18 protein-coding genes are annotated in these 16,050 nt (G+C 45.2%); 11 read left to right on the plus strand and 7 right to left on the minus strand.

What is annotated here, in order from left to right; genetic code table 11:
• The coding region (locus Xenpb_RS12725) for a winged helix-turn-helix domain-containing protein (RefSeq protein WP_255523134.1) at window positions 1-457 on the minus strand (457 nt) is incomplete at its 3' end.
• 131 nt (window positions 458-588) lie between these two features.
• Here Xenpb_RS12725 and Xenpb_RS12730 point away from each other — a divergent pair.
• Entirely contained in the window at window positions 589-783 is a 195-nt protein-coding gene (locus tag Xenpb_RS12730) for a hypothetical protein (RefSeq protein WP_255523135.1), read from the plus strand.
• Window positions 784-948: 165 nt separating this feature from the next.
• On the opposite strand, the gene Xenpb_RS20035 is transcribed toward Xenpb_RS12730, so the two are convergent.
• The gene (locus tag Xenpb_RS20035; protein WP_255523136.1) at window positions 949-1,398 is read right to left on the minus strand and encodes a transposase; all 450 of its coding nucleotides are present in this window, start codon (window positions 1,396-1,398) and stop codon (window positions 949-951) included.
• A 52-nt stretch (window positions 1,399-1,450) separates the two neighbouring features.
• On the opposite strand from Xenpb_RS20035, the gene Xenpb_RS20040 reads away from it, so the two are divergent.
• Window positions 1,451-1,585: a hypothetical protein gene (locus Xenpb_RS20040; RefSeq protein WP_255523137.1), complete on the plus strand. Its 135-nt coding sequence runs from the start codon at window positions 1,451-1,453 to the stop codon at window positions 1,583-1,585.
• 557 nt (window positions 1,586-2,142) lie between these two features.
• A complete protein-coding gene (locus Xenpb_RS12740; RefSeq protein WP_255523138.1) occupies window positions 2,143-2,679 on the plus strand; it encodes a hypothetical protein in 537 nt (178 codons plus the stop codon).
• Window positions 2,680-2,735: 56 nt separating this feature from the next.
• Here the strand turns inward: Xenpb_RS12740 and Xenpb_RS12745 are convergent, their stop codons facing one another.
• The gene (locus Xenpb_RS12745; RefSeq protein WP_187654673.1) at window positions 2,736-3,101 is read right to left on the minus strand and encodes a DUF1090 family protein; all 366 of its coding nucleotides are present in this window, start codon (window positions 3,099-3,101) and stop codon (window positions 2,736-2,738) included.
• 210 nt (window positions 3,102-3,311) lie between these two features.
• Between Xenpb_RS12745 and Xenpb_RS12750 the strand changes: the two genes are divergently transcribed.
• Both Xenpb_RS12750 and gorA read left to right on the plus strand, forming a co-directional pair.
• The gene (locus Xenpb_RS12750; protein ID WP_187654674.1) at window positions 3,312-4,154 is read left to right on the plus strand and encodes a 23S rRNA (adenine(2030)-N(6))-methyltransferase RlmJ; all 843 of its coding nucleotides are present in this window, start codon (window positions 3,312-3,314) and stop codon (window positions 4,152-4,154) included.
• Window positions 4,155-4,304: 150 nt separating this feature from the next.
• Entirely contained in the window at window positions 4,305-5,657 is a 1,353-nt protein-coding gene (gene gorA / locus Xenpb_RS12755) for a glutathione-disulfide reductase (protein ID WP_187654675.1), read from the plus strand.
• 285 nt (window positions 5,658-5,942) lie between these two features.
• Here the strand turns inward: gorA and lsrK are convergent, their stop codons facing one another.
• Complete coding sequence (gene lsrK, locus Xenpb_RS12760) at window positions 5,943-7,535, minus strand: autoinducer-2 kinase (protein ID WP_187654676.1); 1,593 nt, start codon at window positions 7,533-7,535, stop codon at window positions 5,943-5,945.
• A 73-nt stretch (window positions 7,536-7,608) separates the two neighbouring features.
• Window positions 7,609-8,619 (minus strand): transcriptional regulator LsrR, encoded by a 1,011-nt coding sequence (gene lsrR, locus Xenpb_RS12765; RefSeq protein WP_222942969.1) that lies wholly within the window; start codon window positions 8,617-8,619, stop codon window positions 7,609-7,611.
• Window positions 8,620-8,918: 299 nt separating this feature from the next.
• On the opposite strand from lsrR, the gene lsrA reads away from it, so the two are divergent.
• The 6 genes from lsrA to lsrG all read left to right on the plus strand — a co-directional run bounded on the left by lsrA (window position 8,919) and on the right by lsrG (window position 14,784).
• A complete protein-coding gene (gene lsrA, locus Xenpb_RS12770; protein WP_187654744.1) occupies window positions 8,919-10,436 on the plus strand; it encodes an autoinducer 2 ABC transporter ATP-binding protein LsrA in 1,518 nt (505 codons plus the stop codon).
• The gene (gene lsrC / locus Xenpb_RS12775; protein ID WP_187654677.1) at window positions 10,433-11,443 is read left to right on the plus strand and encodes an autoinducer 2 ABC transporter permease LsrC; all 1,011 of its coding nucleotides are present in this window, start codon (window positions 10,433-10,435) and stop codon (window positions 11,441-11,443) included. Before lsrA ends, lsrC begins: the two co-directional genes overlap by 4 nt.
• Window positions 11,443-12,483, plus strand: coding sequence for an autoinducer 2 ABC transporter permease LsrD (gene lsrD / locus Xenpb_RS12780; RefSeq protein WP_187654678.1), 1,041 nt, complete (start codon window positions 11,443-11,445; stop codon window positions 12,481-12,483). The genes lsrC and lsrD overlap by 1 nt, the downstream gene beginning before the upstream one ends.
• Window positions 12,484-12,512: 29 nt before the next feature.
• Complete coding sequence (lsrB, locus tag Xenpb_RS12785) at window positions 12,513-13,532, plus strand: autoinducer 2 ABC transporter substrate-binding protein LsrB (RefSeq protein WP_187654679.1); 1,020 nt, start codon at window positions 12,513-12,515, stop codon at window positions 13,530-13,532.
• 66 nt (window positions 13,533-13,598) lie between these two features.
• Window positions 13,599-14,483 carry a 3-hydroxy-5-phosphonooxypentane-2,4-dione thiolase gene (gene lsrF / locus Xenpb_RS12790; RefSeq protein ID WP_187654680.1) on the plus strand — a complete coding sequence of 295 codons (885 nt, stop codon included), beginning with the start codon at window positions 13,599-13,601 and terminating at the stop codon, window positions 14,481-14,483.
• 1 nt (window position 14,484) lies between these two features.
• The gene (gene lsrG, locus Xenpb_RS12795) at window positions 14,485-14,784 is read left to right on the plus strand and encodes a (4S)-4-hydroxy-5-phosphonooxypentane-2,3-dione isomerase (protein ID WP_187654681.1); all 300 of its coding nucleotides are present in this window, start codon (window positions 14,485-14,487) and stop codon (window positions 14,782-14,784) included.
• 132 nt (window positions 14,785-14,916) lie between these two features.
• On the opposite strand, the gene mobB is transcribed toward lsrG, so the two are convergent.
• Window positions 14,917-15,441, minus strand: coding sequence for a molybdopterin-guanine dinucleotide biosynthesis protein MobB (gene mobB, locus Xenpb_RS12800; protein ID WP_187654682.1), 525 nt, complete (start codon window positions 15,439-15,441; stop codon window positions 14,917-14,919).
• Window positions 15,438-16,040, minus strand: coding sequence for a molybdenum cofactor guanylyltransferase MobA (gene mobA, locus Xenpb_RS12805; RefSeq protein ID WP_187654683.1), 603 nt, complete (start codon window positions 16,038-16,040; stop codon window positions 15,438-15,440). Before mobA ends, mobB begins: the two co-directional genes overlap by 4 nt.
• Window positions 16,041-16,050: the final 10 nt, after the last annotated feature.

Below are 16,050 nucleotides of genomic sequence, written 5' to 3' on the forward strand. Positions count from 1 at the left end.
TGTAGGCCTCAATAAATTGTTGCTGTTTATCCGCATCAAATTTATGAGGGACGCCCATCGGTTTCTTATAGCTGAACCCCTGACGGTGAAGCCATTTCGTCATTCCGGCCACAGTGAAAGCAATTTGCCAACGTGTCCAGACATAGGCCGCAATTTGTGCGGTGGTATGCATCAAATTGACGGTCAGATACTCAACTAATTCTGTCGTTTGTTCGGCAGACAAACGGCTTTCAGAGCCCCCATTTTCAGGGGTGAGCTTTTCCTCAGAGAAATAATCTTTCAGATGACGACTGACGGTACTTTCATGAATACGCAAGGCCTGAGCAATCATCTGGGCTGTCCAGCCCTCGGAAGCTAAAAGAACGGCCTTGATACGGTCGCGTACCCGTCCATCACGAGTCGTATCATGCATTAATTCGAGGGCGTGTTTTTGGTCTGACGTCAGATGAATTTTCATGGGCATCAACATGATCTAATTTAAGTAAAAAATCAAGCATCTTCAATTACGATGGGTATAAAGAATATTCCTCTGAGAATGAGGAGTATTTAGAAAATAAAGCAATTAAATCTAAAATTGTAGATTTAATTGTGAAAGCCAAAGAGTGTGATGAAAATCAGCTTATTGATAAGGCATTCTTTTTACTTTTTGACAATACAGGATGCCAAGAAGATTTTGAGATTTTAAATGAAATCATTTCTCCCTTGTTTGATAAGAAAATTATTACCAAGGAATTGATCGAAAAGAATTTAGGTGAAAACTCTCCATTAGCAAGATGGTATTAATTACATTCAATATGATGATTTTTTAGATTAATATTCAGGCTGGAAGTTCTTTTCGATTCTCCGGCCTTATTCTTTTTTAAGAGTAGCTCAGTCCCTACTCTTAGTTGCTTGTGTAGTCACCAATCAGTTCCCGCATTCGTAGCTTAATCGTAAGCGTATGGGGAATTACACCTTGCTCATCGCAATCTCCCATGGCAGAAGTTTCTCTAAATCGGGGACTGGCTGGCAGAGTTCATCCAGACAGGTCATGGCATAATCAAAAGGGATCAATCCATTGGTTTTTGCCGTTTCAATGACACTGTAGAGGATAGCACTCGCCTGTGCGCCACATGGGGTATGGCTCGCTTTCCGGCCAATGACAAACGGTTTGATCGCTCTTTCCGCTGGGTTATTGTCAATCGACAGACGTCCATAGTCCAGATAGCGGATGAGTTTTGGCCATTGGTGACTTGTCTTGCTGGGCGCAGTGACTGCTTTGGCCGTAGGTGCTCTGGTGGTCGCTACTGGCGGCGCGGCACTGGTTGTTGTCGCAGTCGGTTCGATTTCCATTACCAAGGAAACCGATAGTGAATTCCTTATAGATGATATTACATATCTGTTTGAATATGCTATCAAGAAATTAAATGAAAAATATCTTGTTTATATATTTTCTATTGATGAATCAAAAATGGTTACCTATGAAGATCATGTAAATAAAGAAGTAACAGAATATCATACGCTTGGGGAAGCTATAAATCATTTGGAACTAAAAGGTATAAATATACAAAAGATGAAAGGCATGAAAGGAGTTTCACCATTTTAAAAATCGAGGAATTTTTACATCAATCACACTAATATGTATATATTACCAGTGTTTTTCTTAAAAATCCTACATACTTGATCCCGTCAAAACTATCAATAAATCACGTTAGCAATCATTTTCTTCATTTATTATTTGTTAACCATATTTTTCTATTTGAAATCAAAAAAATCGCTAGTACACTTACTATACTTTTTCGCTATCCAGAGTCTTTTTTATCGCGCTCTTGAAGGTTGAAAAACAGTAATAAATATCAGTTTTTATCTTGTAAAACCGCACTTAAGATACCAAGTAATAATTGTAAAACAGTTGCTTATAAGTGATGTGGAGCTGTCTCCACAATTCAAGATATACCTTTGTGACATAATGTAAACTTTGGAAAATATCAGCCTGCTGCTAAAAGGTTGAGGGGAGTTTTTTCTGGTTATGTTTGTCACGATGTCATAACAGAAGGGAGTAGTGATAACTGATGTTGCAAATCTAGCAAGTTAATTAGTTGATTTTCAAGGTTAAAATTCCATAGCCGTTTTCTCATATCAGATTTGATTATGAAGGGGGGAATGATGTTTTTCCATGTTGTCAACAAAAATAAGATTATCGTATTTGCTTTAATATTGGGAATTTCTATTTTATTTTTATCTTTTAATAACAGTCGATTAGGGATTATTGGTTACGCTGATAAACATTGCCAGAAGAATACCGCCTGTTTGATTGATATCAACAAAATTACCCCCTTTGACTGGGATAAAATGTACATCATTGATAAGGGCATGAAGCCTGAGGATATTGAGAATATCATCGGTGCGACATTTAATGAGAAGGCCAGTCTTTTTTATAAAATTATCTTTGTCAGAGATAAAAAGGTAGTTTATTCAGATGAATATCGTCCTTCGGATGAATCTTACAAGAAAAAGTTTATCAAGCCTAATTTTCATTATCCAGTTGAAAGAAAGGGGGATTATTTTAGTCACTATGCTGTCTCGAAAAATAATTCTATTCTTTCAGTAGAAATTGAACATAAGCCACTTGTGAGTGATAAGGTTTACTACAAAATTTCTCCTTCTAATGTGCAGCAAGTTAAGGGAAGGGATACGTAATTTTATCTGGCTTCTTTAGTAAAATGAGCAAAGTTACAAGATGAGGTGCAGGTTTGCTATTTCTGTTTGGCCTGCACTTTTTTTCCTATCTTTATTGTGCTGTTTTTAATGGATTTGCGAGGTGGTTTTTTGTTGTTTTTCCGCTTTAATGGCGCAGTGTTATCAGCCAAATTATCTTTTACCGCTTCAGATTTATTAGTTTTATCTTTTAGGCGTTTTTCCAAAGCACACATGTCTTTTATATTTTCTAAAGTTCGGGTTAGTCCTTTTATCAAGCGCTCGTCTTTATCTGCCTGAGCATATTGAAGCCGCCTTTCCAATGTTTGCTTTTTTATCTCACATCCTGCTTTATTTGGGGTCGCATAGGCAACACTCATACAGAAAACAATCAACACAAATATGATCAATGTTTTCGACATCATGAATTATTCCCAAGGTTATTGAGAGCGTTTATTCGAAATTTTATACTCTGATCTCGATTTGATCCTGAAAATTCGGCTGGTTCTACGCTGCGGGAGTGGCAGGAGGAGGCTTTTATCTTTTTTGTTGAGAATGAGGCTATAATGCCCCCTTTAGTTGTCTGGTAGGGCATCAGGCAAGTTATCAATATTCTGCTCTCGGGGTTAAATTGAATGTTAAGTTATCGTCACAGCTTCCATGCCGGCAACCATGCTGATGTGCTTAAGCACACGGTGCAAAGCCTTATCATTGAGTCACTTAAAACAAAAGAAAAACCTTTCCTATATCTGGATACGCACGCGGGCGCAGGCCGTTATCAATTGAGTGGAGAACATGCCGAGCGTACAGGGGAGTATCTGGAAGGTATTGCCCGTATTTGGCAGCGTGATGATATTCCTGAGGAATTGTCGGCTTACATTAAGGCAGTGAAGGCACTGAACCCAAATGGTTCGCTACGCTATTATCCAGGTTCTCCGTTGATTGCCCGTCATTTATTGCGTGAATATGATGAGCTTAATCTGAGTGAATTGCATCCCAGTGATTTTCCTTTGTTACGCACAGAATTTTCCCGTGACAGTCGTACCCGTGTCCTGAGGGAAGATGGTTTTCAACAGCTGAAATCAAAATTGCCACCAAAAAGCCGTCGTGGTTTTGTGCTGATTGACCCGCCTTATGAACTGAAATCAGATTATAAAAATGTCGTTTATGGCATTCAGGAAGGGTATAAGCGCTTTGCTACAGGTACTTATGCGCTGTGGTATCCCGTTGTACTGCGCCAACAGATTAAACGCTTAGTGAAGGATCTGGAAGCGACAGGTATCCGCAAGATTTTACAAATTGAACTTGGTGTGCGCCCTGACAGTGATCAACGTGGTATGACGGCTTCAGGCATGATTGTTATTAACCCACCATGGAAATTAGAACAGCAGATGAAGGCAGTATTGCCGTGGCTGCATCAGGTACTGGTTCCTGAAGGTATAGGACATACCTTAGTGGAGTGGATCGTACCTGAATAAGGGAAAGTTCAACGTGGCGTTATGACTCAATAGCCGAGGCCTATGGCAGTGAAAGCTAGAATCGTCCACAGACAGTGATAATTTTTTGTAATAATAGGCGCCAGGTTGAACTTAGCAGTAACTTAATTGATTAGACGGAAGTGACCTAAGATGAGTAAACATTACGATTATATTGCAATTGGTGGCGGCAGTGGCGGCATTGCTTCCATTAACCGTGCAGCCATGTATGGGCAGAAATGTGCCCTGATTGAGGCAAAAGCATTAGGTGGAACATGTGTTAATGTGGGTTGTGTGCCGAAGAAAGTGATGTGGCATGCTGCGCAAATTGCCGAATCTATTCATCAATATGGTCCCGACTATGGTTTTGATACTACCGTTAATCATTTTGATTGGAAAAAACTGGTTGCCAGCCGCACTGCTTATATTGATCGCATTCATCAGTCATATGAGCGTGTATTGGGCAACAATAAGGTAGATGTCATTCAAGGTTTTGCTCGTTTCGTCGATGCGCACTCCGTTGAAGTTAATGGTGAAAAAATTACGGCTGACCATATCCTGATTGCAACAGGTGGTCGTCCGATGTGTCCGAATATTCCCGGTGCGGAATACGGTATTGATTCAGATGGTTTCTTCGAGCTGGATGAGATGCCGAAACGTGTTGCTGTGGTGGGTGCTGGTTATATCGCCGTTGAAATCGCGGGTGTTTTGAATGCGCTGGGTAGTGAAACTCACCTGTTTGTTCGTAAATATGCCCCGCTGCGCTCTTTCGACCCTATGATTGTGGATACCTTGCTGGAAGTCATCAAAAACGAGGGGCCGACACTGCATACGGATGCAATATTAAAATCCGTGATGAAAAACAGTGATGGCAGCCTGACCGTTCAGTTACAGGATGGCAGAGAGCAGACGGTTGATACGTTGATTTGGGCGATTGGGCGTGAACCGATGACGGATAATCTGAATCTGGCTGCAACAGGTGTTGAGCTGAATGAGAAAGGTTATATCCAGGTCGATAAGTATCAGAATACCAATGTTAATGGCCTTTATGCCGTTGGCGATAACACTGGTGCGATAGAATTGACCCCAGTCGCCATCGCGGCAGGGCGTCGTTTATCTGAACGTCTGTTTAATAACAAACCGGAAGAGCATCTGGATTACACCAATGTGCCAACGGTGGTCTTCAGTCATCCGCCAATCGGTGTTGTCGGTTTGACGGAGCCGCAGGCAAAAGCACAATATGGTGACGATCAGATTAAGGTTTATACATCGTCCTTTACCGCAATGTATACGGCTGTGACACAACACCGTCAGCCATGCCGCATGAAGCTGGTTTGTGTGGGTAAAGATGAGAAGATTGTGGGTATCCACGGGATCGGTTTTGGTATGGATGAAATCCTGCAAGGTTTTGCGGTTGCGCTGAAAATGGGGGCAACGAAAAAGGATTTTGATAATACGGTTGCTATCCATCCGACCGCGGCGGAAGAGTTTGTCACCATGAGATAATGGGATTATTTAAGAGTAATCTCCATTTGATTGTTACTCGAATATCGCTTTCTCTGAAAACCATTCCCCTGCAATTGTAGAACATGCAATTAAAGGGGAGATGTATTGGTGCATTTTATTCGAATAGATGAGCAAGCTGCCAAGCTTGCTCTATTTGCCGATGCAACGTTCGTGGCGACTTGTTTGGTAAATGGACGTCCAACGGTACCTGAAGTTGTGATGAATGCGGTTGTTGATTGATTGTTTTCAAATTTGGCCTCTAATTGATAAAGAGGCCAACCTGAATCACAACCCTGGCGCTTTCCACAACGAAGTTGTCAAGCCATCATCCACCAAATGCAGTTGATCAGCATACACGGCCTGCCAATCTTTCTTTGCTTTCTGGTAAGTCTCATGATGGCTTAAGTTTGGTTGATATTCCCGTTCCCAGCGCACCAATCTTTCTCCGGTTGCAGGCAGTGAATCATATAAGCCAACACCGACACCGGCAGCAATTGCACAGCCCAGTGCCGTCGCTTCTTTAACCACCGGAACGCGTACAGGCAGTCCGGTAACGTCAGAGAGAATCTGGCACCAGAGTTTGCCTTTTGAGCCACCGCCCGCGAAAACCAGTGAATCCGCTTGGACGCCGGAGAAAGCGGAAACCATGTCGAGGTTACACGCTGAGACAATAGCGGCATTCTCTTCCAGCGCCCGGAATAATGTCGCTTTGTTGCACTTTTCCGGATCAATGGAGAGGTTAAGGAAGGATGGAGCGGCGTGATACCACGATTTAAACCGCATGACATCGGAGAAGATCGGCATGACGCCATGCGCACCAGCAGGAACTCTGGCCGCCATATCTTCCAGCAGGCTGTAAGCATCAACGCCCAGCCGTTCCGCCAGCAGTTTTTCTTCTGCGCAGAAGGCATCGCGGAACCAGCGCATGGTAAGGCCAGTGAAGAAGCTGATGGATTCTGCTTGTGCCATGCCGGGAATAACATGTGGATTGATGCGAATGTTCATGTTGGGATCGGTGATCGGCTCTGGCAGGTTGACGACTTGTTGCCAGAATGTCCCTCCGAGTACTGCGGTTTGGGCTGGTTTGACGACACCAATGCCGAGGCAGCCGAGTTGGACATCACCACCGCCCATAATCACGGGTGTGCCACTGTTCAGGCCGCATTCAGCCGCCGCTTTTTCGGTGATATAACCGAGTAAGGTTCCTGTTTCTTTGACGGGAGAAAGGATATCGGAACGCAGTCCGGCCATGTCCAGCAAGCTTGGGCGCCAATCGCGGGTGACTAAATCCAGCATGCCTGTTGTGCCGGCGTTGGAAGGATCAACCGCCAGTTCGCCACTCAACATATAAGCCAGCCAATCGCTGATCATCGTCAGCGTACTGGCTTGCCGATAGATATCCGCACGGTGATGTGCCAGCCAAAGCAGACGAGGCATTGCACCTAATGCCAGTGTTTGGCCGGAGTAACGGTAGACATCATACTCAAACGTATTGCCGTAAAGCTCCTTCAACTCGCTGACTTCATGGTTGGAACGTGCATCCACGTTGGCGCATGCCCAGATGGGATCGCCGTCGCGATTATAGAGGACGATGCCTTCCCGCATTGAACAGGCGGCAACACTCTGAATCGCATTGGCGGGCAGTTCTGCCTTTTGCAGCGCCTGCCGGATACATTGGCAGGCCAGTTGCCAGTTGGTTTTCAGGTCAAACTCCATGGAACCCGCAACATTCGGTACAGGCTGGTGTATCCACTCAGCCTGTCCAACGGCGATCTGATTCCCTTCAAGATCAAATATAACTGCACGGATACTGCCAGTTCCTGCATCAAGCGCCATCAGATATTTTCCTGATGGTTGAGCATGAGCATATTGATTCATGATGCTATCCTCGTCTGTCGTTATCTTCTTTTTATTCGATATGGCACAGGGATGGATAGATATTATTAGTCGATCAAGTCAGCATAGCCCGCGCGGTCTGTTCCTCTGTCACCAGTGAACTGATATAGCCTCCTTTCAGAGCAGCAACAATGGCATCCGCTTTTTCGATACCGCCTGCTACACCCATTACGTTCGGGATGGTTTTCATTTCTGGCAGTGAGATCCCTATCAACTCTTGATGGATCTCAATATCGCTGACCAATTCACCTTCTGCATTAAAGAAATAACCAAGAATATCCCCGACGGCACCTTTGCGACCAAACATCAATTGTTCCCCATCGCTGATATAACCGGAACGCATAATGGTTGCTTGCTGCTTTTGGTTGATTGCACCAATTCCGACAACAGCGATATCGGCTGCACAGGCGGCCAAAATCACATCCCGTACACTACGTTCTTCGCGGAATGTTGCCGCGACTTGATGGGTGGAGGCCCGCAGTGGTGCAGGAATAATGCTGACAGGACAGTCTGCATCAAGCTGGCCAATGCCGGTCATGTAAGGGCCAACACCGCCAGACAGCGTCACCAACCGAATTTGTTGGGATGAAATAAAACCACTCAGGTGTTGCAAAGTACACATGGGGGTTTCACCAAACCCAATCGCCAATAGTTGGTGAGGTTCAATCAGTGTCATTAACAGGTGAGCGGCTGCGATACCGAGACGCGCATTCAAGTTCACGCCGCCAAGAGCGGGTAACACACGAACTTGTTTAAGATTAAAGCGTTCTTGCAAAGCATTTTCTAATTCCAGACACCCTTCATAGCGTGAATTGATCTTAACGCGTATCACACCAGACTGGCGCCCTTTCTCCAGTAAGCGGGAAACTTTAAGACGGCTTAAGCCAAGCAATTCACCGATGTCCCCTTGAGTCAGACCATCGTGATAGTAAAACCAGGCAATACGGGCCATTAGTTCTTCTTCACTCATGCAATTTCCTGGATAGTTGTGACCTGAGTAGTCAATTTCCTCGGATAATACGCTTTTCTCTGATACTGATTGTTTCTGGCTTGATTTGATCGACATAACAACTTCTTTATCCACAATTAAAGGATAATCATTAATGCCACTAATGTGCTAGAGGCTTAAGCAATATTTTGAACATATTTTAATGTAGATCTAACTTTTTCACAAAATGTGATCTAATTATTGAAAAAATCTTAATGTTTGAATTAGAGTATTGAACAAATGTATTTAAAATAAATAAAAGTTCATATTTGGCATCGGTGTCAGAAACGCAAGCCCAAAATGCTATGAGGTATGTGATGTCACAGAGCAATACCGCTACTAATACCGATAATTCTCTTCCCCAGTACCATGAATGTATGCCGCTTTTGGCTGCCTATGGGGTCAGTAAGCAGTATTCTGGCTTGACGGTGTTGAAACAGATTGATTTCAAGCTGATGCCGGGACAGGTACACGCACTGCTGGGTGGAAATGGTGCGGGTAAATCAACTCTGATGAAAATCATTGCCGGTATTGAACAACCAGATGCCGGAGCCTTGATTGTAGATGGTACTACTGTCAGCCATCTGACTCCAGCGAAGGCACATCAACTGGGCATTTATCTGGTGCCACAAGAACCTTTGCTATTTCCCAGTCTCTCCGTTCAGGAAAACATTCTATTCCGTTTACCTAAGCATCAAGCCAGCACAAGTAGGATGCGGGAATTACTGACTCAACTCGATTGCCAAATTGATTTGAAGGCGGCAGCGGGCAGTTTGAATGTGGCGGATCAGCAGTTAGTAGAGATTATGCGTGGCCTGATGCGTAATTCCCGTATCTTGATTCTGGATGAACCGACAGCCTCGTTGACGCCCGCAGAAACCGAACGTTTGTTTGCGCGAGTACGGGAGCTACGGCAGCGACAGGTGGGAATTGTCTTTATCTCCCATAAGTTGCCTGAAATCCGCGAAATTGCTGATTATGTCAGTGTGATGCGAGATGGTGGTATCGCTCTCAGTGGCGAGATTGAACATTTTACAACAGATGCGATTATTCAGGCGATTACACCTGCGGCAAAATCAACGGCATTGGTTGATCAGAAATTACGTTCAAAAGTCCGCAAGAATGTGTCAGATAGCGGATCACAGATACCTGTTTTGGAAGTGACTTCTCTTTGTGGGGAAGGATTCCGTGATATTTCTCTGAGGCTACAAGCAGGAGAAATTGTCGGTTTGTCTGGCGTTGTGGGCGCGGGGCGTACAGAACTGGCGGAGACGCTATACGGATTGCGCCCGATTGCGAGTGGTGAAATTCGTTTTCGACAGCAAGTTATCAATAAATTGGATACAGCAGAGCGATTGCAGCGTGGATTGGTTTATCTGCCTGAGGATAGGCAGGCTTCCGGCTTGTTCCTTGATGCTTTTTTGAGTTGGAATGTGCGTTCGCTGACTCACAGCCGAAGCACTTTCTGGACGCATTCTTCCTACGATACCGGAGTACTGGAACGATATCGTCAAGCGCTCAATATCCGATTCCACAATGTAAATCAGTCAGCACGCACCCTGTCTGGCGGTAATCAGCAGAAGATTTTGATTGCGAAATGTCTGGAAGCCAAGCCTACGGTATTGATCATTGATGAACCGACGCGCGGTGTTGATGTTGGGGCACGTAATGATATTTATCAACTTATTCATAACATCGCCAGCCAGCAGGTGGCGATTCTCCTGATTTCTTCTGATATTGATGAAATTGTTCAACTGGCTGATCGCGTACTGGTCATGCATCACGGCGAACTCTGTGGTCAGCTTGATAAAGACCATATGAGTGTGGACAAGATTATGCACCTTTCTTTTGGCGAACTGATTTCTAACGCAAAAGCAGGGGGAGCGTCACATTGAAATTTATTCAGAACAACCGAGAAGGCACAGTATTAATTGCCATTTTGGGGCTGTTTGCTTTATTAGGGGGGCTGGATAGCCAGGTTTTCAGCTTCCAAACTGTCACTATGATTTTCGGTAATGCCCAAATTCTTATTTTATTAGCGATGGGCGCCACATTGGTCATGTTGACTCGCAATATTGATGTATCCGTCGGTTCAACAACCGGCTTATGTGCAGTAGTCATGGGGTTGTCGCTGAATGCTGGCCTTCCTTTGTCGGTTGCTTGCCTGATGACGTTGTTGATTGGAATGATAGCTGGGCTGATTAACGGTGTATTGGTGGCATGGCTGAAAATTCCGGCCATTGTTGCTACGTTGGGCACACTCGGTTTATACCGGGGGTTAATGCTGTTGCTGACGGGGGGTAAATGGATTGAGGGTTTGCCCGCTGAGGTTAAAGATCTCGCCAGGCCGATGTTATTTGGTATTTCACCGATTGGCTGGTTGCTGATGTTATTGATTCTGTCGATGGCATGGATGTTAAAGAAAACTGAGTTTGGTCGCGGGTTTTATGCTACTGGCGATAATCTGCAGGGCGCTCGTCAGCTTGGTGCTCCCGTCAATGGTATTCGCATCACTGCATTTGCCGTAAATGGCGTGATGGCAGCATTGGCAGGTATTGTATTTGTGGCACAGATAGGCTTTATTCCGAACCAAACCGGGGATGGACTGGAGATGAAAGCTATCGCTGCCTGCGTATTGGGTGGGATTAGTTTGCTGGGTGGCATGGGAACTGTCATCGGGGCGATTTTCGGGGCATATTTTCTGACGCAAATCGATAGTGTGTTGGTGTTGCTCAGGTTATCGGCCTGGTGGAATGATTTTATTGCTGGCCTTGTCCTGTTGGCGGTGTTAGTACTGGATGGTCGTTTGCGCAGTGCCGTTGGGAAGAATTTACGTCAGCAACGTTATGCTCGCTTCCTTGAACCGATAAAAAAACACTCTGCAAAAAACGGGAGGCCATAATGAATGTAATACAACGTTATGGCTGGGAAATGGCGCTTTTGGTGTTGTTGGTGGCGGAAATCTTGCTGTTTGGCATGGTTAACCCAAGGATGCTGGATATCAACGTGCTGTTGTTCAGTACCAGTGATTTTATCTGCATCGGGATTATTGCGTTGCCGTTAACGATGGTGATTGTCAGCGGTGGGATTGATATTTCGTTTGGTTCGATTATCGGCTTATGTGCTATTGCATTGGGCGTCATGTACCAAGCTGGATTACCGATGGTTGTTGCTGTTCCCTTAACTTTGCTGGTTGGTGTGCTGTGTGGTTTGATTAATGCAGCCTTGATTTTCTATACGGGCGTGAACCCTCTGGTAATTACGCTTGGTACAATGTACCTGTTTGGTGGAAGCGCCTTATTACTGTCAGGATTATCTGGTGCGACGGGTTATGAAGGCATTGGCGATTTTCCTGAGGAATTCACTGATCTTGCCAACCTGACACTGTTAGACCTGCCTGTCCCTCTGCTTATCTTCATACTTTGCACTTTGTTGTTTTGGTTGTTTATGCACCGCACGCATAGTGGGCGAAATGTTTTTCTTATTGGCCAGAACAACCGTGTCGCCCGTTATGGCGCGATCCCCGTGAATAGAACGTTGTGTTTGTTATATGCCCTGACTGGGCTGGCTTCAGCGATGGCTGCGATCATTTTAGTTTCCTATTTTGGCTCGGCGCGTTCTGACCTTGGAAGTTCGTACCTGATGCCTGCCATTACTGCCGTAGTACTGGGGGGAGCGAATATTTACGGCGGTTCTGGTTCAATTACGGGCACCGCGCTGGCGGTTTTGTTGGTGGGCTATTTGCAGCAAGGATTGCAGATGGTGGGAATTCCTAATCAAATATCCAGCGCTTTGTCTGGTGCCTTGCTGATTGCAGCAGTGATCGGGCGTTCTATCTTGCTGCATCGTCACCAAATTTGTAATTGGTGGCAACGTCGGCAGGCTTCTATTTCACAACAACATATTTTTGAAACGCAAAAGACGAATTTGAAACATAAATGAGATTGAAACAAAAATAAACGGAGATAGGCATGAAAGCACCAACAATGAAAAAACTGGCTTTGGCTTCTGCATTAAGTCTGGCGTGTGTTTCTTGGGCACAGGCAGCAGAGAAAATCGCATTTATCCCTAAATTGGTCGGTGTCGGGTTCTTTACCAGCGGCGGACAAGGTGCGGTGGAAGCAGGCAAGGCGCTGGGTGTTGAAGTCACCTATGATGGCCCGACAGAGCCGAGTGTTGCTGGGCAGGTTCAGCTTATCAATAACTTTGTGAATCAAGGCTACAACGCGATTGTGGTATCTGCCGTGTCACCGGATGGTTTGTGTCCTGCCTTGAAACGTGCCATGAAACGGGGCGTTAAAGTGTTGACGTGGGATTCAGACACATCACCAGAATGCCGTTCTATCTATATCGATCAAGGAACGCCAAAACAGTTGGGCGGGCTTTTGGTGGATATGGCTGCTAATCAAGTGAAAAAAGAAACAGCGAAAGTGGCATTTTTCTATTCCAGTCCAACAGTGACAGATCAAAATCAATGGGTAAAAGAGGCTAAGTCTAAGATTGCAAAGGAACATCCGAACTGGGAAATCGTGACTACGCAGTTTGGCTATAACGATGCTACAAAATCCTTGCAGACTGCGGAAGGTATTTTGAAAGCATGGGGAGATTTGGATGCGATTATTGCTCCGGATGCCAATGCGCTGCCTGCGGCGGCTCAAGCAGCAGAAAACCTGAAACGTCAGGATGTGGCAATTGTTGGGTTCAGTACTCCGAATGTGATGCGTCCTTATGTTGAAAACGGTACAGTCAAACAGTTCGCCCTGTGGGATGTGGTCAAGCAGGGTAAGATAGCCATTCATATTGCTAATGAGATTCTGCAAAAAGGCGATCTGAATGTGGGGGATAAATTGAATATTCCTGATATTGGCAATCTTGAGATTTCACCTAACAGTGTGCAGGGATACCGTTATGAAGCAAAAGGCAATGGTATTGTTGTTATGCCGGAGCGGGTGATTTTTACCAAAGACAATATCAACCAATACGATTTCTAACCAAGACGATTTCTGATTGATAAGGCTGACATAAGGCCTGACTCTGATACTTTTCTGGAGGGAGAAATGGCAGATTTAGATGATATCAAAGACGGTAAAGATTTTGGCATTGATACACCACAAAAGAATACGCTGTTTGAACTGAAAGGCTGTGGTGCGCTGGATTGGGGCATGCAGTCCCGTTTGGCGCGTATTTTTAATCCCACCACCAATAAAACGGTAATGCTGGCGTTTGACCACGGTTATTTTCAGGGGCCAACGACGGGATTGGAGCGTATTGATATTAATATCGCCCCGCTGTTTGAACATACCGATGTGCTGATGTGTACGCGCGGCATCCTACGCAGTCAGGTTCCTCCTGCCACCAATAAACCTGTTGTACTGCGCGCATCTGGCGCTAATTCTATTCTGACCGAACTCTCCAATGAAGCTGTTGCAGTAGCGATGGAAGATGCGCTTCGGCTCAATGTTTGTGCGGTAGCGGCGCAGGTTTATATCGGTTCAGAATACGAACATCAATCCATCAAAAATATTATCAAGCTGGTGGATCAAGGAACGCGTTATGGCATGCCAACAATGGCTGTAACAGGGGTCGGTAAAGATATGGCTCGTGACCAGCGTTACTTCTCGCTGGCAACCCGTATTGCGGCAGAAATGGGAGCGAATATTATCAAAACCTATTATGTCGATACCGGTTTTGAACGGATTGCCGCAGGTTGCCCGGTGCCGATTGTGATCGCGGGCGGTAAGAAACTGCCGGAGCTGGATGCGTTGAATATGTGCTATCAAGCGATCGATCAGGGCGCTTCCGGTGTTGATATGGGACGCAATATTTTCCAATCAGAAGCACCTGTTGCGATGCTGAAAGCGGTACAGGCAGTCGTGCATCACAATGAAAAACCCGCTCAGGCTTATGAGCTATTCCTGAACGAAAAAGCCAAAGGGGAATAACATGCACGTCACATTAGTTGAGATTAATGTCAAAGCTGACAAGGTTGACGAATTCATTGAGGTATTTCGGGATAATCACCTCGGTTCGGTTAAGGAACCGGGCAATTTGCGGTTTGATGTGCTGCGTGATGAGAATATCCCAACCCGCTTTTATATCTATGAAGCCTATGCCGACGAAGCGGCGGTTGCTGAGCATAAGAAAACACCTCATTACCTGCGTTGCGTCGAAAAACTGGAAGCGTTGATGACTGAACCGCGCAAAAAAACTACTTTTATTGGTTTGATGCCGGAAGGGAAGTAAAGATAAGAAGCTGTTTGATAGTCGAAATAACGCCCTTGACGTGGACGTCGGGGCGTTTGAGATTTTTTATAGCCAGTTTTGGTTGCTATTTGTGAGAGTGAATATCAAGTTTTAATCAGCCTGTAGCCACTGTTATTGATGTAGCCACTCGGCAATAAATGTTGCTACTTGTTCCGGCTGATTAATATCAAGCTGCGGAAGTGGTGTTGCCAGCGCGATATCGCTGGCAATGGCGATCACATAAGGATCGAGGATTTCATTAACGGTATGATTCAGGCCGTCGCGATAAAGTGCTATTTTGGGGATAGCTTCTTGTTTGAACCCTTCGACCAGAATGAGATCCAGCGAATTCGCATCGAATCGACGGGCGAGATAGTGCAGATCTAACTCCGGCAAATCGGGTGTTTCTGTCATCAACGCCCAACGCTGCTGGCTGGCGACCAACGTTTGGGTTGCTCCGGCCTTGCGTAGCTCATAACTGTCTTTACCTGGTTTATCGACATCCATATTGTGATGAGTATGCTTAATCAACCCAACACGGATATGTCGTTGGCGTAACAAGGGTATCACCTGTTTTAACAATGTCGTTTTTCCGGTTCCGCTATAAGCGGTGATACCCAACATAGGCAATGCTGTATTGTTGATGCTCTGATTCATGCGGTCTCCTGTAGGAGTACCCAATGCCGGTATTTCCAGTGATGGCATTCTTCTGGCGTATTTAAGTTTTTGAAAGCATGGGGATTGGGGAAATAGACGGCTTTTGCCTTAATCATCTGCATAAAGAACATGAGTTTTCTATCACCCAGTGCGAGATAACTTTCTAACCGGGGGATCAGACTGCGGTGCATTAATGCTAAGGTGGGATGGGCGCGTTCGCAATCATGTGCATAAGCAGCCCAGGCATGTTGTTTGTAGTGCCAAAGTTTTGCAACGAGATCTTCGGGAAAATCCGGTACATCACAGGGAACAAATACCACCCATTCATTGATGGCTTTCTTTAAAACTGCCAGCATACCTGCCAGTGGCCCGGAAAAATCGGTAACAATGTCCGGTATAATGGGATAGCCGCTTTGCTGATAGATGCCCTGATTGCGATTGGCATTAATCAACAGCTCATGAACCTGCGGCTGCAATCTTGTGGCAATGTGTTGATATAATGGTGCGCCGCTGAATTGCAGTAATCCTTTGTCATTTCCCCCCATGCGGGTAGATAACCCCCCAGCCAGAATTGCGCCACTGATTTTTTGATGCGTCATGTTAAATCAC

The organism is Xenorhabdus sp. PB62.4, from assembly GCF_014467285.1.
Classification (GTDB): Bacteria; Pseudomonadota; Gammaproteobacteria; order Enterobacterales; family Enterobacteriaceae; genus Xenorhabdus.

Coding starts and splice junctions, on each gene's coding strand:
- Xenpb_RS20040 (WP_255523137.1), top strand. CDS start 1,451: ATGGTTACCTATGAAGATCATGTAAATAAAGAAGTAACAGAATATCAT.
- Xenpb_RS12740 (WP_255523138.1), top strand. CDS start 2,143: ATGATGTTTTTCCATGTTGTCAACAAAAATAAGATTATCGTATTTGCT.
- Xenpb_RS12745 (WP_187654673.1), bottom strand. CDS start 3,101: ATGATGTCGAAAACATTGATCATATTTGTGTTGATTGTTTTCTGTATG.
- Xenpb_RS12750 (WP_187654674.1), top strand. CDS start 3,312: ATGTTAAGTTATCGTCACAGCTTCCATGCCGGCAACCATGCTGATGTG.
- gorA (WP_187654675.1), top strand. CDS start 4,305: ATGAGTAAACATTACGATTATATTGCAATTGGTGGCGGCAGTGGCGGC.
- lsrK (WP_187654676.1), bottom strand. CDS start 7,535: ATGAATCAATATGCTCATGCTCAACCATCAGGAAAATATCTGATGGCG.
- lsrR (WP_222942969.1), bottom strand. CDS start 8,619: ATGTCGATCAAATCAAGCCAGAAACAATCAGTATCAGAGAAAAGCGTA.
- lsrA (WP_187654744.1), top strand. CDS start 8,919: ATGCCGCTTTTGGCTGCCTATGGGGTCAGTAAGCAGTATTCTGGCTTG.
- lsrD (WP_187654678.1), top strand. CDS start 11,443: ATGAATGTAATACAACGTTATGGCTGGGAAATGGCGCTTTTGGTGTTG.
- lsrB (WP_187654679.1), top strand. CDS start 12,513: ATGAAAGCACCAACAATGAAAAAACTGGCTTTGGCTTCTGCATTAAGT.
- lsrF (WP_187654680.1), top strand. CDS start 13,599: ATGGCAGATTTAGATGATATCAAAGACGGTAAAGATTTTGGCATTGAT.
- lsrG (WP_187654681.1), top strand. CDS start 14,485: ATGCACGTCACATTAGTTGAGATTAATGTCAAAGCTGACAAGGTTGAC.
- mobB (WP_187654682.1), bottom strand. CDS start 15,441: ATGAATCAGAGCATCAACAATACAGCATTGCCTATGTTGGGTATCACC.
- mobA (WP_187654683.1), bottom strand. CDS start 16,040: ATGACGCATCAAAAAATCAGTGGCGCAATTCTGGCTGGGGGGTTATCT.